This window comes from Serinibacter salmoneus (assembly GCF_002563925.1).
GTDB classification, from domain to species: Bacteria; Actinomycetota; Actinomycetes; order Actinomycetales; family Beutenbergiaceae; genus Serinibacter; species Serinibacter salmoneus.
The window spans coordinates 1-15,375 of the sequence record NZ_PDJD01000001.1 but is presented as its reverse complement, the minus strand read 5'-3'; the positions used below and the strand labels follow the sequence as shown (position 1 = coordinate 15,375).

At 72.5% G+C, this 15,375-nt stretch carries 10 protein-coding genes; 4 read left to right on the top strand and 6 right to left on the bottom strand.

Going from position 1 to position 15,375, the window contains the following annotated elements; all coding sequences use genetic code 11:
* Positions 1-158: 158 nt before the first annotated feature.
* Together ATL40_RS00050 and ATL40_RS00045 are read right to left on the bottom strand one after the other, a co-directional pair.
* Entirely contained in the window at positions 159-1,466 is a 1,308-nt protein-coding gene (locus ATL40_RS00050; protein WP_098467736.1) for a sugar ABC transporter substrate-binding protein, read from the bottom strand.
* Positions 1,463-2,590, bottom strand: a complete 1,128-nt coding sequence (locus tag ATL40_RS00045; protein WP_098470176.1) for a LacI family DNA-binding transcriptional regulator — start codon at positions 2,588-2,590, stop codon at positions 1,463-1,465. The genes ATL40_RS00050 and ATL40_RS00045 overlap by 4 nt, the downstream gene beginning before the upstream one ends.
* 238 nt (positions 2,591-2,828) lie before the next feature.
* Between ATL40_RS00045 and ATL40_RS00040 the strand changes: the two genes are divergently transcribed.
* Positions 2,829-3,443, top strand: a complete 615-nt coding sequence (locus tag ATL40_RS00040; RefSeq protein WP_098467735.1) for a hypothetical protein — start codon at positions 2,829-2,831, stop codon at positions 3,441-3,443.
* 12 nt (positions 3,444-3,455) lie between these two features.
* Here the strand turns inward: ATL40_RS00040 and ATL40_RS00035 are convergent, their stop codons facing one another.
* The 4 genes from ATL40_RS00035 to ATL40_RS00020 form a co-directional block, all read right to left on the bottom strand.
* The gene (locus ATL40_RS00035) at positions 3,456-5,954 is read right to left on the bottom strand and encodes a transglutaminase TgpA family protein (RefSeq protein WP_098467734.1); all 2,499 of its coding nucleotides are present in this window, start codon (positions 5,952-5,954) and stop codon (positions 3,456-3,458) included.
* A 9-nt stretch (positions 5,955-5,963) separates the two neighbouring features.
* Positions 5,964-7,244, bottom strand: coding sequence for a DUF58 domain-containing protein (locus ATL40_RS00030; RefSeq protein WP_098467733.1), 1,281 nt, complete (start codon positions 7,242-7,244; stop codon positions 5,964-5,966).
* Positions 7,241-8,242, bottom strand: coding sequence for an AAA family ATPase (locus tag ATL40_RS00025; RefSeq protein WP_098467732.1), 1,002 nt, complete (start codon positions 8,240-8,242; stop codon positions 7,241-7,243). The genes ATL40_RS00030 and ATL40_RS00025 overlap by 4 nt, the downstream gene beginning before the upstream one ends.
* Before the next feature lie 116 nt (positions 8,243-8,358).
* The gene (locus tag ATL40_RS00020) at positions 8,359-8,958 is read right to left on the bottom strand and encodes a hypothetical protein (RefSeq protein ID WP_098467731.1); all 600 of its coding nucleotides are present in this window, start codon (positions 8,956-8,958) and stop codon (positions 8,359-8,361) included.
* A 375-nt stretch (positions 8,959-9,333) separates the two neighbouring features.
* Between ATL40_RS00020 and ATL40_RS00015 the strand changes: the two genes are divergently transcribed.
* From ATL40_RS00015 to ATL40_RS00005, 3 genes are read left to right on the top strand one after another with little or no spacing between them, the layout of a single operon-like run.
* On the top strand, positions 9,334-10,134 hold the full coding sequence (locus tag ATL40_RS00015; protein ID WP_098467730.1) for a fructosamine kinase family protein: 801 nt from the start codon (positions 9,334-9,336) through the stop codon (positions 10,132-10,134).
* A gap of 50 nt (positions 10,135-10,184) precedes the next feature.
* The gene (locus tag ATL40_RS00010; RefSeq protein WP_143556806.1) at positions 10,185-12,788 is read left to right on the top strand and encodes a hypothetical protein; all 2,604 of its coding nucleotides are present in this window, start codon (positions 10,185-10,187) and stop codon (positions 12,786-12,788) included.
* A gap of 59 nt (positions 12,789-12,847) precedes the next feature.
* Positions 12,848-15,238 (top strand): AAA family ATPase, encoded by a 2,391-nt coding sequence (locus ATL40_RS00005; RefSeq protein WP_098467728.1) that lies wholly within the window; start codon positions 12,848-12,850, stop codon positions 15,236-15,238.
* Positions 15,239-15,375 lie beyond the last annotated feature (137 nt).

Genomic DNA, 15,375 nt, shown 5'->3' with positions numbered 1-15,375 from the left:
ATCGCGCTTCGTACCTGCGCCCGCTGGCCCGACCCTTGATTCGTCTACCCCTGGCCCGGCCATCGACCACCGGTGTCTTCTGAGTTGTCATACATACCTCCCGGGCATGCCTCACGAGGTGGGCGGGCCGATCGGCCCGCCCACCTGCGCAAGGTCTTCTAGAAGCCGTACCCGTCGTTGGAGGAGATGTTGGCGTCAATCTCCGTGACGGCGCCGTCGAGCGCGTCGTTGACGTCGGCACCGTTCATGATGTCCTTCGCGGCCTTCTCGAAGGAGGAGGAGATCACGGGATAGGCCGGTGTCTCCGGACGAACGATCGCGAAGTTCTCGGACAGTTCCACGAACGGCCGCAGGTCACCGTCGGGGCCGAACAGCTGCGAGGCCTCGGCCGCCGTGGCCGTTGCGGGGATGACCACCTGGTTGTCGGCGAACTCGGTGATGTACTCGTCGGCGAAGGAGAACTCCAGGTAGGCCCGCGCGCCGTCTGCAGCGGGGCAGTCGGCGCTGATACCCCACTGCCAGGAGCCGCCACCGATCGCCGGCCCGTTCCCGAAGTCGGGCGGGGGAAGGATCAGCAGATCCTCACCCACGGCCTCGAGGGAGTCCATGGCGTTCCATACGCCGGTGTAGCTCAGCGCGACGGCGTCGTCGTTGAATTCCTGGTTTCCGATCGTGCCGTTGGCCGAGGTGAGTCCGTTCTCGAACGCCTCCTGGAACCAGGTCATGGCGGCTACCGAGCCCTCGGAGTTCAGTGCTCCGTCCGCCGTGAGCATGGAGTCCCGGTCGATGAGGTCGCCCCCGGCGCTCTGCAGGAAGGGTGAGTAGGCGTAGGGCCACCACTCGCCCGTGTCCTCGGCCCCGATGTCCAGCGGGGTCTCATAGCCAGCGGCCTTCAGCGTCTCCAGCGCCGAGGTGAACTCCTCGATCGTCCAAGGATCCTGCACGGTGGGGATCCGGATGTCGTTGGCCTCCAGCACGGACTGGCGGGCAAAGACGGACAGTGCGGCGTCCCAGTACCCGGCGCTGTAGATCTCGCCCTGGTACTCCCCGACCGCGGAGGGCAGCAGGGCGTCGGTGATCTCCGTCGGCAGGTCCAGGGGCTGGAGGTAGCCCGCCCACGCCCAGTTCGGGACGATCGGGCCGTCCATGTCGATGAGGCACGGCAGGTCCCCGGCTGCGGCAGCGGCCACCACCGCGTCGTTGTAGGCGCCCTGCGGGAACGCCTCCTGCACCACCTCGTACTGGTCCTGCGAGGCGTTGAACTCAGAGATGATGCGCTCGTAGACCTCGAGTTCGGCCGGGTTGCCCGCCGAGTGGGTCCACATGGTGACCGTGGTGGCTCCACCGTCACCTCCGGCCGCCTCGTCGCCCTCGGATCCGCCTTGACCGGCTTGACCGCATGCGGTCAGGCCCAGGGTCGTGGCGAGTGCGCCGGATACGATCAGGGTGAGGGAGTTTCTCCTCATGGTGTTCCTTCCTCGCTCCCGGGCTGCCACCCGGGAACTGCCTCGGTGGTCGCTCCTGTGCGACCGCTGGGTGTGGCGGTGGGTCCATCGCTGGCTGGCGTGATGGAGGTCAGCGGTGGACCCACAGATGAGCGAAGCACCACCGGACACTCCATCCGGTGGATCTCGCCGTCCTTCTCGATCTCCCTGATCCCCAGCGCCACCTCGGTGGCCCATCGCCCCATCGCCTCGTGAGGCAGGGCAACGGTGGTCAGGGGTGGATCGAGTTCGGCCGCGATGAGCTGTTGGTCGTCGTATCCGACGACGGACAGGTCTCGCGGAATCTCCAGTCCCGCACGGTGCGCCGCGGAGTAGACACCGCTCGCGATGCGGTCGTTGAAGCAGAAGATGCCGGTGGGGCGCTGCCGCGGCGGGAGCGCTATCAGACGTCCCAGAGCGGATCGGCCACCGGCCGCGTTCACCTCCGCCCGCACGTGCAGCGCCGGGTCGGGGGTGATGCCGGCCTCCAGCAGCGCCGCGCGGTAGCCCGCCAACCGCAGCCCCGACGCGATCGGAAGGTCCTCCTCGTCGGCGTCGATATAGGCGATGCGTCGGTGACCGGAGGCGAGCAGCACCTCGGTGGCGGCGCGACCCCCGCGCTCATCGTCCGGGACCACGGCGGGAAAGCCACCGCCCTCGGGTCGGCAGTCGAGGAACACCGTGCCCGGCGGCAAGCCTTCGGGAACAGGGACGAGCCGGTGCCACATCGCGGCATAGATCATGGCGTCGACCTGGTGGCTGGCCAGGGTGGCGACGGCGTCGACCTCGATCTCCCGATCGCCGTCCGTGTTGACCAGGACCACCAGGTGGTCGTTGCTCAGCGCGACATCCTGGGCGCCAGAGAGCAGCCGACCTGCGTACGGCGTGGTAGCGATCCGGTCGGAGAGGAGGCCGACGGTCCGGGTGCGCCGCGTGCGCAGGCTGCGGGCCAGGGCGTTCGGGGAGTATCCGACCTCGGCCGCGGCCCGGCGCACCTTCTCCCGGGTGGCCGCGGGAATTCGGCGAGCGCGGTCGTTCAGGACAAGGGAGACGGTCGAGGTGGAGACCCCCGCCGCCGCGGCGACGTCAGACAACTTGGCGCGCATGTCCACTCCCACCTCACTTCGTCGTGATGGTCCGAGGCGGTCAAGTCCGCCGGGTCAATCGATTGACCTGATGTTCGCGCAGTCCAGAGCGGTGTGTCAAGACCTGAGCCCGAATCGTGATCGCGCATGGCCGTGACGGCCGGGGCCTCCCGGCGGTTTCGCGCCGTCTCGCGCCCGTGACGCCGCTTTGCCACCCCTCCAGGTGCGGCCTCGGCCACCATCCCCCACCCTGTTGGCCATGGACACCGACGACCCCACCGGGCGTAGTTCCATCGCCCACCCGCATCGCGCCTCGCGCGCCCGCCTCGGCCTCGCCGGCGCGGGCCTCGCCGCAGCCCTCACGCTCAGCGCGTGCAGCGGCATCTCCCTGCCCACCGGTGACGGCGGCCAGGTCAACCTCGACCTCGACGGTGACGGCGGTTCACTCACCGTCACCGACGAGGACGGCAACGAGCAGAACATCGATATCGAGACCGACGACGACTCCTTCGCCATCACCGATGGGGACGGCAACAACATCATGTCCGGGGGTGGTGGCACCGAGGTGCCCGAGGACTTCCCCAGCGACATCCCGCTGCCCGACGGCGAGTTGCAGTTCTCCTCGAGCGTCACCGTGGACAGTGGCGACAACTGGTCGCTGACCTACCTGGTGCCGGGTGACCCGGTCACGGTCACCGAGGCGCTGCGCGGCGAGATGGACTCCGCCGGGTTCGAGGAGATCTCCAGTTGGCAGGCCGAGGACGCCTCCGCGACCGTCATGGAGGGCAACGGCTACACCGTGTCGCTCATGACGGCCGACGCGCCCGATTCCGAGGGAACCAGCGTCACCTACACCGTGACGCAGCAGAGCTGAGCATCCGGCCGCTCACCGCCAGGCGAGCGGCCGGATCGAGCGCGGGAACCACCGGTCGGCGGGCCGGATCGGGGCGTGCACGACCAGGCCCTCCCGCAGCCGCTCCACGAGCTCGGCGTTCTCGCTGCCTGCGGGGCCGTCATGGGCGTGCTGGTGCAGGACGGCGAACCGCTCGGGTGCCGCCGGAGCGCCTCCCTCCCGCTCCCGGGCTGCTCCCGGGCCCGCCGCTCGCACGTCCTGCCCGTGCGCCCCACCGGCGGGGGCCGGGGCGTACCAGGCGCGTTCCAGCCTCTCCACGAGGGCGTCCAGGCTCGCCCGGGTCCACCGGTCCGCCAGGGCCGCCGTCGCGACCTCGTGGGCGATCTGCGGCACGGAACCGTTCACCGGCAGGTCGAGCCCGTGGTCCAGGGCGAGCGCCTCGATCTCCGCCCACGCCTGCGCATCGGCGGCGGCCGGCCCAGCCTCCCGCATGCGCACCAGCCGGCGGCGACGCACCATCTCGCGCGCGGCATTGGGCGCGAGCGCCAGGATTGCCGCGCCCAGCATGGCGGCGACCAACGGCAGCAGGCTCGCCCGACCCTGCTGCTCATCCTGCGCTGCGGACCCCGCCTGCTCGTCCGGCGCCGCAGAACTCGCATCCGTGGTCGGTTCCGGTGCGCCGGTCTCCGGCGCCGAGGTCTCGACGTCGGGTACCTCCTGGCCCTCTTCCCCCGGGTTGCTCCCGGGGCCGAGGTCCGGCCCCTGGCCCAGCACGGTCTCCCGGGGCCCGAAGCCCTGTTGCCGCAGGTTCGAGCCGTCAGCGGGCGTCGGGTCGAAGCGGACCCACCCCGCGTCATCGAACTCGACCTCGACCCACGCGTGCGCGTTCGTGGAGTAGATCTCGGTGACGCCGTCGGCGTTCGTGGTCCCGGCGGAGTAGCCCACCACCACGCGGGCGGGGATCCCGAGGCTGCGGAGCATCACCGCCATCGCGCTGGCGTACTGCTCGCAGTACCCCACCTTGCGCTCCAGGAAGTCCAACAGGCGGTTGCCGGTGGAGCCATCGGCCACGGACAGGCTGTAGGTGAATCCGCCGGTATCGGTGAACCACTGCTGCAGGGCCAGGGCGCGAGCGAAGTCGGTCTCCGCGCCCGCGGTGACCTGTTCGGCGAGCGCCACCACCTGCGGGTGCACCGCATCCAGGCGGGTGTTCTCCTCGTCGGGGCTCGTGGTGTCCGCGGCGAGCGCCGCGGCCGAGGGGCGCTCGCCGGTGACCACCAGCCGGTAGGCCCCGGGATCGAGGGGGTCGCTCGCGTGCCACATCCGCAGGCTCTCGTCGTGGGCCCAGCCCTCGACCTCGGTCGCCAGGGCCTGCGTGCTGTCCGGGACCGGCAGGTGCGGGGTGAGGTGGTCGGTCGCGGTCAACCGCAGCAGGGTCACCTCTCCGTTGGAGTCGCCGGGCGTGACGGTACGGGGCACGTCCATGACCGGGGCCGGATCCTCGGCCAGGTCGCCCAGGCGCCAGCCGACATCGTCCACCCACTCCTCCAGCACGGCCACCCGCACGTAGTCGGGGGTCTCCTGCCCCTCGATCTGCAGGAGCAACTGGGAGTCGCCGCTGCGCAGGTTGCCCGCGAGTTGCGTGAAGGGTGAGACGCCGATGGTGTCGGCGCCGAAGGCGTCGTAGCGGCCCTGCGTGCCGACGGGGGTGAGCGGGACCGTGAGCACCGCCGCGCCGATGGCCAGCGCCCCCACCCCCGCCACGGCGGCCACCGCCCCGCGTCTGGCGGAGCCGTTCCGCGAGGCGCTGAGCCCGAGCAGTGCGATGTACGCGGCGGCAGCCACCGCGAACCGGCTGAGCACCACCGGCTCGACCAGGAGCACGGCGGCCACGATGAACAGGACCAGCAGCGGCAGTGCGATCAGGGCGGGCGCCCGGTCGGCGAGCCGGTCCGCGAGCACGGCGAGGCTCCCGATCGCGAGCACGAGCAGCCAGGTCAGCTCGCGGGAGGGCTCCACGGGGATACGGCCGGTGACGATCTGGTTCCACGCCACCACGAACGCCTCGCGCGCCCCGGCCAGGTCCCAGATACCCGAGGTGAGGCCGGCGACGACGAGGAGCGCTGCCACCTGCACCAGGCCGAGACCCAGCCACGCGCCCGGGGAGACCAGTGATCGACCGCCCGAGGGTCGTGACCCGCCGCGCAGCGACGCGGCGATCACGCCCGTCAGCCCCAGGGTGAGGATGATCGCGACGGCGGTGACCAGGGGCGGCAGCCAGGAGGTGTTCGCCAGGCCCGGTTCCAGGAGGGTCGCGGCGGCGAGCAACGCGAGGGCGGCGAGCAGGTGGATCGCCACGGCGATCGCGAGACGGGCGCCGCGCCGCTCCCCCCAGCCGCCGGGGCCGCCGGCGCTGCCGCGCGGCCCCCGATCAGCGCTCCGGGGTCCCCCGGGCGCACCGCCGCGCATGGCCTCGCGGGCCGCGGCGCTCAGCGCCGAGTCCGTGGCCTCGCTCATCTCGGTCCGGGACATGCCGACTGCCTACAGGGCCGGCACGCGGCGGCGCGCCGCGTTCCAATCGAGGGCGGGGTCGGCGCCGAGGTCGGTCACGTGCCAGCCGTGGGAGGCGAGCACGGCGCGTGCGCGCTCAGCACTCGCGGCGGCGGCCGCCTCCGCGCCCAGGAAGGCGAGGCAGGTGGCGCCCTGCCGGCGGGCGTTCGCCAGTCCCATGGCGTCGGCGTCCGTGTGGACGGCGGCCACGGCGATGATCAGGTCCGGCCGTCCCGGCACCTCGGGCGAGAGGGGCGCGGCGGCTGAACCGGTGAGGTCCACCAGCGCTGCCAGGGCCTCGGCGGGGGTCTCGGGGGTGGCCAGCACGGTGCCGGCCTGGTCCACCAGCGCGGTGAGCACTCCGCGATCCAGGAGTTGGACGAGCACCGAGGCGGCCATGGTGACGCACCGCTCCAGGCCCTCCTCGGCCACGCCGCTGCGGGCCGCCCTCTCACCCTCGCCACCGCTGCGGCAGTCCAGGATCACCGCGGCGGAGTCCGCCTGCACCGCCTCCGGTGTGCGCACCAACAGCCCCTCCTCCTGCCGGGCGGAGGCACGCCAGTTGATCAGCCGGGGGTCGTCGCCGCTGACGTAGGGCCGCAGGGTGGCCTGCGGCGCGCCGCTGGCGCCACCCGGCTGCGCACCGCGGGCCTCCGCGGAACCGGACAGGCTGCGGGGCAGGCCGGTGAGGGCCACGGGTCGGGGCGCGACGGCGAGGGTGGCGGTGACGCCGAGGGCCGCGTTCGCCTGGCACAGCCCGAGCGGGTCCAGCACCCGAAGCCGCGGTGAGGCGATCGGATACCGTCCGCGCCGCACGCCCTGAAGGGGGATGGTGATCACCTCGGCACGCCCGGGGACCAGGGATCCGCGCGCGTGGCGGCTCGCCCGCGTGATCCCGGGAACCGCGGGCAGCACCACGTCCAGGGTGCCGCTGCGCCGTCGGGCCGTGTTGCGCAGGTCGAGGTGCAGCAGCCCACGCTCCCCCGCCTGGAGCACCTCGGGTTCGAGGCGGTAGGCGGCGGCGAAGGAGGGGCGGGAGGTGAAGGTGGCGAGCCACGCCAGCGGTGGCAGCAGCAGGGCGACCACCGCGGGCAGCAGCAGGTCACGTTCGTCGAAGAGGAGGCCGAGGGCCGCCAGGCCGCACCCGACGGCGAGCATCACCCAGCCACGCGCCGTGAACGTGCGCCGCACCCGTCGCCGGGCCGCCTGACTCGAGGGCGCGGTGGCGGCTGCGCGCACCGGGTCGCGCACCGGGGCCGGCGCCGTGGTCACCGCGGCGCACCCCGCGGGATGGCAACGTGCGCGAGGATCTCCGAGATCACGTCCTGGCTGGTGGCGCCGGCACCGAGCGACCCGGTGTGACCGGCGGGGGTCAGCACCAGTCGGTGGGCCAGCACGGGAGCCGCCAGGGCGACCACGTCGCTCGGGGTGACGTGATCGCGGCCGTGCAGCGCCGCGCGGGCACGCGCGGCGCGGGAGAGGTGCAGGGCGGCGCGCGGTGAGGCCCCGAGCCGCACACCGGGGGCGGTCCGGGTGGAGCGCACCACCGCGACCAGGTAGTCGCGCACCAGGGGGGCGAGGTGGACGCGGCGGACGGCGGCGATGACCTCGCGCACCGTGGCGGCATCGGTCACGGGGCGCAGGTCGCGCAGCGGGTCGCTGGCCTCGCGGTCCAGCAGCATCGCCGACTCGGCGGCCGCATCGGGGTAGCCGATGGCGGTGCGCGCGAGGAAACGGTCACGCTGCGCCTCCGGAAGCGGGTAGGTGCCCTCCATCTCGACCGGGTTCTGGGTCGCCAGCACCAGGAAGGGCTCGGCCAGCGGGTGGGTGGCACCGTCCACGGAGACCTGCTGCTCCTCCATCGCCTCCAGGAGAGCCGACTGGGTCTTCGGTGAGGCCCGGTTGATCTCGTCCGCCACCACGATGGAGGCGAACACGGGCCCGGGGCGGAACTCGAACGCGCCGGTGGCGCGGTTGTAGATGCTCACCCCGGTCACATCGCTCGGCATGAGGTCCGGGGTGAACTGGATCCGGGAGGTCGCCACCCCGAGCGCACGCGCAAGGGCCTTCGCGAGGCTGGTCTTCCCGGTGCCGGGGAGGTCCTCGATGAGCAGGTGCCCCTCGCTGAGCAGGCAGACCAGCGCGAGGTCGATCACCTCGTCCTTGCCCACCAACACCGTGCCCACGGCCTGCGCGATCGCGTCACCGACCTCGCGCACGGCCTGCGGCGGGTATCCGGTGGCTCCCTCGACGCCGGAGGTGTTCCTCATGCCACGAGTCTGTCACAGCGCGGGCCCGCCACTCGGTGGAATCGAGAGGTGGCGGGCTCGCGTGCGCAGGGTGTGCGTGGGCGTTGCCGGCGTGGGCGTTGCCGGCGTGGCGCCGTTCAGACCGCGGTCGGGGCCGGGCAGACGCCGCTGGTGGTGGTCGGTAGCAGTCCCGGCCAGTAGTACCGCTCGAATCCGCCACTGGTCGGGGTGACGAGCCGGGTGGCCAGGGACTGCGTACCGTAGCCCGACGCGGTGGCCATGAGCGTCAGCCACTCCGGCTTCACCTCGTCCCCGATGCGCAGGTAGCCCCAGGTGCCGTGGTAGCCCATGAGCTGCCCACCACACGTGGTGTTCGCGCCGTTCGCGCCCCCGTCCAGGGCGATCGTCCCGTTGACGTCCGTCACCAGAGTGATCGAGTAGTCGCTCCCGGAGCCTTGCATCGCCGACCACGCCGCCGCGGCCGAGAGGCAGGGGTTACGCACGAAGCTCATGTTCTTCTTGCCACGGTCGCTCCCGGTGATCGAGAACGTCACGGCGACGCCCGCCTGCGGCACGCCCGAGGGATCAGCAACCGTGACGCGGAACCCGTCCGCGATCCATCCGAGGTACTGCTTCTGGTCGCCCTGCTGGGCCCCGGGGGTCGCACAGCTCCCCGAGAGGGTCGGCGCGGTGGAAGCCATGGCCGCGGGTGCCACCGCGCTCGTGACGGCGACCACAGGCACCGACCATACCGCACCTCGAAGCAGGCCACGGCGCACTATCGCACTGCTGTTCGACTTGTTGGCGGGCGTGCTTGAACCCTGGACGTTGCTCATGATGAGCCCCCACTCGCTCGATACGGAGCCGGACCGCGTGCCCGGCCGATGAAGCGTGAACCAACGCTTCACAGCCCGTCAAAGGGCGCGGCAAAATCAGTTCGCTCGGATGCGGGTGAATCGTGCCACACCACGCACACCCCGCCCCTCGGCGGTGCGGCGCTCGCCGTTCGCGAGGCGGAACAGACCACAGATCCCTAACCTGGTGAGAGACCTACTCATGCCCACCCGGGCCGGCGCCCCTGCGCAGGCCCGTCGAGACCAGCAAGGACGACCATGCCGCGACGCACCTGGAGCAAGGTCCTCCCGCCGGAGGCCGCCGAGCGGGAGGCCGCCGGGCTGCGCTGGCTGGCCGCCGCCCAGGGCAGCGGCGGAGCCGCGGTGGTCACCGTGGTTGCGCTGGAGGGTCCGCGTCTGGTGCTCGAGCGCCTCACCCGCGCCCACCCGCAGCCCCTTCATGCCCGCGAGTTCGGACGCGCTCTGGCCCGCACCCATGCGGCGGGTGCCCTCACCTGGGGGATGGCACCCCCGGGCACCCGTGGGGACGGCGTGATCGGTGCCGCGCGCCTGGCCACGCCGACCCATCCGGAGGCGCCTGACGCGCCCCGACACTGGGGCGAGTTCTACGCCACCTACCGTCTGCTGCCGCATCTGCGCAACGCCGTCGGCCGCGACAGCGTCAGCCCGCAGGGGGCGCGAGCGGTGGAGGAAGTCTGCGCCCTGCTCGTGGACGGGGCGATGAACCATCCGCAGCCACAACTCCTCGAGCCCGACACCCCGGCACGAGTGCACGGCGACCTGTGGTCGGGGAACGTGATGTGGACCGAGACCGGGTGCGTGCTCATCGACCCGGCCGCGCACGGTGGCCACGCCGAGACGGACCTGGCGATGCTCGCACTGTTCGGCCTGCCCTACCTGCAGGACGTGCTCGCCGGGTACCAGGAGGTCTCCCCCCTGGCCCCGGGGTGGCAGGACCGGGTGCACCTGCATCAACTGCATCCCCTGCTCGTGCACGCTGAGCTCTTCGGCGGTTGGTACGGGGACCAGGCAGTCGCTGCCGCACGAGCCTGCACCTGAGCACGCCCCCCGAGACGCGAGGATCGGATGGTGGCCGTATCGTGGCCAGCGTGGGAGAACCGAGCCGGTCCGCACCGTTCGACGCGATCGCGGCCGAACTGCGCGGGATGCGACTTGCGGCCGGGGACCCCTCGTTCGGAGAGATCACGGCGCGCATCGCTCGGCTGCGGGGCGAGCGCGGCTCCTCGGCCTGGGGTGCCCGGCCCGGCCGTGTCACGGTGTACGACGCCTTCCGCGACGGCAGGCGGCGCGTGGACCCCGAACTGGTGGCCGACATCACGCTCGCGCTGGGGTTTCCCGAGCGCGAGCAGGACCTGCGGTCGATGTGTGTGGCGGCAGCGGGCGGGCGTGCACGCAGCACCGCTCGGCCCGACATCACCCTCCTGGAGCCTGCCGAGGTCCCCGAACCGCTGATCGGACGCGCCGCCGACCTCGACCACGCCCGCGACCTGCTCACCCGCACGGCAGGGCCGCGCCGACTCCTGATCACCGGGATGCCCGGCGTGGGCAAGTCGGCCTTCGCGCTCCGCCTCGCCGAGGAGACGGCGCGCGAGGCAGGCGCCCAGGTGGTCCGGGTGTCGCTGCGCACCGCCTCCGGAGACGAGGGCACGGAGGCGACCGATCCCGCTGTCCTGCTGCGCCAACTGCGCGACCACGTGGCGGACATGCCACGTGACCGTGGCCTGGTGGTGGTGCTGGACGACGCGACCGACCGCGCGGGACTCGCCCGATTCGCGATGGGCCTGAAGCCGACCACCACCCTCATCGCCACTTCCCGGCGCCGTCTGGCCGATGCGATGACCACGATGGACCTCCCACCGCTGACCACGCAGGCCGCGTGCGAGCTCCTGGCACGACAGATCGACGCCGCCGGCTCCCCCGTGCAGCGCGACCCGGGGATCGTGGAGGCGATCGCGGCGCACTGCGGAGGGCTCCCGCTGGCTGTGGCTGTGGTGGCCGGGCAGATCGCCGCGCGGCCCGGGTGGCTCCTGTCGGATCACCTGCGGCGGCTGGAGGCGATCGACGGGGGCCTGGCACCCGCCCTGGAGGAGGTCCTCGACTCACTCGAGCATGCCCCCGAGCACGTCCTGAGCCTGCTCGCGATCCACCCGGGACCGCTGACAGCCGGGGAGGTGGCGGTCTCGCTGCGCCGAGACCTCACGCCGGAGCAGGTCGATGCCGCGCTCGGCGTCCTGCGCCTGGAGAACCTCGTGCACCAGGAGGACTCCGGCACGCTGGTGCTGCACGACGTCGTGCGCGCCGTGGCCGCCGACCGTGCGGTTGATCGCTTCCCCGCCTCCCAGCGCACCCGGGAGGCCCAGGCCCTCGCCAGCAGCCTCGCGCAGCGCCTGATCACAGCCATCGGGCGGGCGGAGTTGACCAGCCCGCCGGATCCGGTCCTGGAGGCGCTGTTCCCGCCCACGGCGCCGGAGGGCTCCTGGGAGGCGCAGGCCGTACCCCCCGACCCTCAGGGGTGCCGCACCTGGCTGGCGGAGCACATCGCCCTGGCGGTCACCACCGCACAGGTCGCCGCCGACGAGGGCCTGGAACAGGAGGTCACGGCGCTGGCGGCGAGCGGGATGCGGTACCTGCTGTGGCGGCGTGAACCCGTGGACGCCTACCGCATCGCGCGCACCGCCATGCACCATGGCGCGCCGCAGTCGCGGATGTACTTCACCCTCGAGACCAGCGGGATCGCCGCAGCCCTGAACCTGCTGGACGAGGCGGACGCGATGCTGGCCACCGTGGCCGCGGAGGGTGACCTCGCGATGCGGATCGAGGCCACGGCCCAGCGCGCCCTCAACGAGATGTGGAAGCGCCACCTGCCCACCGGCATCGAGTTCGCGCGGACCGCACTGGCCGAGGCGCAGACGGCGGGCCTGACGGTGATCAGGCAGTCGATCGCCAGCCACCTCATGCGCGCCCTGGTGCTGTCGGGGGATCCACGTGCGGCGCTCGCGGTGCACGAGGAGGTGTTCGGGTCCATCGACGCGCCCGGCGGCTACCACGGGGTGGTGTCCACCATCGCGCTCGCCGAGGCGCACGTCGAGTTGGCCGAGACCGAGCTCGCTCTGGCTGCGCTCGACGCCGCACAGGCCATGGGGGACGGCGGGGCCTTCCCGGCCGAGAGCGCCGCGACGCTGCGGCACCGCCTGCGTGCGTTGCAGGGTCAGGACAGCTCGCGTGAGCTGGAGGCATTCGGGCAGGGCGCGGCGAACGAGTCACTCGGGGTGATGGCGCAGGTCGCGCAGGCGACCACCGATCGGATCGCGGCACGCTCCGGCGCGGCGGTGGACCTCGCCCGCCGGGCGTTGGCCGCGGATCCACCCGAGAACATGAACCCGTTCCGGGTGAGTGCCAACGCGCTGGCGTTCGCCCTGGTGCTCGCCGAGGGCGGCGACCCGGCCGGCGCCCGCGCGGTGGCGCAGCAGGCCACCAGGGACGCCCGTGAGCACGGTGTGCACCTCGTGGCCGCCTACGGCGACGCCGTGCTCGGCCTGTGCGCGGCACTCGAGGGCGATCCTTGCGCACACGAGTTGCTGCGCGCCGTGCTGGACGAGGACGCCGCGAGCCCCCTGCTGCGCGGATGGGTCGCTCATCACCTCGATCCCACCTCCCCGCCCGCGGTGATGAGGGCCCTCGTCGTGCCGTGACGGGCTGACCCGCGAGCGGGTCACGTTCCCGCGCGGCGCGCGCGGCCTACGCTGGCACCATGGTCATGGCGACGCCGCCGCAGAGCCTGGACGACATCGCCCTCGCGCTGCGCACCATGCGCGCTGAGGCGGGGGACCCGTCGTTCGGGGAGATCGCCGCGCGCATCGCGCGGCTGCGCTCGGCGCGTCCCGGTGCGCGCTTCATCCGCCGACCGGGCAAGGTGACCGTCTACGACGCCTTCCGCGACGGCAGACGACGGATCGACCCCGACCTCGTCGCCGACATCGCCATCGTGCTGGGATTCCCGGAGCGTGAGCGAGACCTGCGGGAGTTGCACCGTGCGGTGCTCGGCGGCCTGGCCACCGCCACGGCGCGGCCGGAGTTCACGGCGCTGAACCCCGAGTCCCTCACGGTCATCGGACGCCGCCGGGAGCGTGACAGCGCGCGCGACCTGTTGATGCCCGAGGAAGGTGGGCCGCGGCATCTCCTCATCACCGGGATGCCCGGGGTCGGCAAGTCGGCCCTGGCCCGCGCGGTCGCAGCCGACGCGGCGCTGGCCCGCCCCCGCGCGCGGGTCCTCTCGATCGGGCTGCGCACGGCCTCCGGTGATGCCTGCATCACCGCGGCCTCCCCGAGTGCGGTGCTCACCGAGCTCACGCGCGTGATCGCCACGCGCCCGGGCCCCGGGCTGCGCGCCGAGGCCACCGACCTCGTCCTGATCGTGGAGGATGTGACCAGCCCCGAGAACATCACCGCATTCGTCTCCGGGCTCCCCCCGGGCGCCACAGTGATCACGACCTCCCGCCGGCGGATCGAGCCACCTCACGGATTCGCTCTGCTGGAGCTCGGCCCGATGATCCTCCAGGATGCCTGCGACATGCTCGCCACGCTCACGGACGGGAACTACGCCCCCACCGACCCCGCCCGTGCCCGCGCGGACCTGGCCCTGCTGGCCGAGGCCTGCGGTCGCCTCCCGCTCGCGATCACGGTGCTCGCCGGTCAGATCGCGGCACGCCCCACCTGGTACCTCAGCGACCACCTGCGCCGCCTCGAGGCCACCGAGGCCGGGCTCGTCCCTGCCCTCGAGGACGTCTACGACGCCTTGGGACCTCCAGCGCGCAGCGTCCTCAGCTTCCTCGCGCTCCATCCCGGTCCGCTCACCCCCGCGGAACTGCACATCGCCCTGACCGACACGATCGGAGCGCTGGAGGTCGACCGGTCGGTGGCCGTCCTGGTGCGTGAGAACCTCCTCACCCCGCGTCCCGACGACGTCCTCGAACTCCATGACATCGTGCGCGCCACCGTCGCCGACCGAGCCGCCGACGACATTCCCTCCTCCCGACGCCGACGTGAGATCGAGACCCTGGCGACCGTCCTCACCCAGCGGTTCGCCACCGCCACCGAACGCGCCCGCGTCCGGGTCACCGTGAACCCCACCATCGATTCCTGGGTCCCCGCACCCGACCCGGCCGAGGACGCGGTCCCACGCGGGCGGCGGGCGAGCCAGGACTGGCTCGATGCCCAGGTCCCCGTGGCCATCACGACGCTGCAGGCCGCGGCCGACGTGAACGCCCCGGATGCGGTCTCTCGGCTGGCGCTGTCGATGCTGCACTACCTGCGATGGAGTTCCCGGCGGCTGGATGCCTACCTCGCGTGTTCCACGGCGATGACCCACGGCCGCCGTGAGCTGTGGGGATACTTCGCGATGCAGACGGCGCAACTGCTCGAGGCGACCGACCGATCGGTGCAGGCCGAGGAGCTCTACGCCGAGGTGGCGGCTCGGGGCGGACCGCGGGAACGGATCGAGGCGCAGACCAATCTCGCCGTCACACACCTGTGGGAACGGGACATGAGCGAGGGACTCGACCTCACGCGCGCGGCCATCCGGGCCATCGAGTCGCTCGGCCCCGACCACGGCGACGCCAGTCGTACCGAGTACCAGAGCCTCACCATCTCCGTGATGCGGGCGCTGCTCGTGACCGGTCGTCTACCCGAAGCACTCCAGGCCCATCAGAGGATTCCCGTCTCCGAGGACCCCTGCGATCGCAGGATGACCGTGATCGCCAGGACCCGACTCGCGGAGATCCACCTCGAACTGGCCGACGCGGACCTCACGAACGCCACCCTCGACTCCGCCGCCACCCTCGGCGACGCGGGGTATGAGACCTCGGACGCGATCACGCAGAACCGGCACCGCCTGCGCGCGATCCAAGGCCTGGACGGCAGCGACCTGGTCGCCACCCTCGTGCAGGCCGATCGTGGTGATGCGCGATCGGTCCTCGGTGTCGTCACGCGTGCGACCGCGGCACGTATGGCCGGGGATCACGCCCGGGCGGTGGACCTCGCCGAGCGCGCGCTCGGAGCCCGGACGGCGACCCCGATCGGGATCTGGCGCTGGAGTGCGGCCCAGCTCAACTGCGCGCTGGTCTCGCGGAGGCGGGCGAGGTGAGCCGCGCAGACGACCTGGCCCGGAAGGCGACCGAGGAGGTGCGGCGTTTCGGCGCCGATCTCATCGTCGCCTACGGTCGGGCCGTGCTCGGCTACCTCGGTTCGCTCGCGGGGGATGCGGACGCACCCGCGGCGATG

What these genes read in the sequence shown, in the direction of transcription:
- ATL40_RS00050 (WP_098467736.1), bottom strand. Translation starts at nt 1,466, where the DNA reads ATGAGGAGAAACTCCCTCACCCTGATCGTATCCGGCGCACTCGCCACG.
- ATL40_RS00045 (WP_098470176.1), bottom strand. Translation starts at nt 2,590, where the DNA reads ATGCGCGCCAAGTTGTCTGACGTCGCCGCGGCGGCGGGGGTCTCCACC.
- ATL40_RS00040 (WP_098467735.1), top strand. Translation starts at nt 2,829, where the DNA reads ATGGACACCGACGACCCCACCGGGCGTAGTTCCATCGCCCACCCGCAT.
- ATL40_RS00035 (WP_098467734.1), bottom strand. Translation starts at nt 5,954, where the DNA reads ATGTCCCGGACCGAGATGAGCGAGGCCACGGACTCGGCGCTGAGCGCC.
- ATL40_RS00025 (WP_098467732.1), bottom strand. Translation starts at nt 8,242, where the DNA reads ATGAGGAACACCTCCGGCGTCGAGGGAGCCACCGGATACCCGCCGCAG.
- ATL40_RS00015 (WP_098467730.1), top strand. Translation starts at nt 9,334, where the DNA reads ATGCCGCGACGCACCTGGAGCAAGGTCCTCCCGCCGGAGGCCGCCGAG.
- ATL40_RS00005 (WP_098467728.1), top strand. Translation starts at nt 12,848, where the DNA reads ATGGTCATGGCGACGCCGCCGCAGAGCCTGGACGACATCGCCCTCGCG.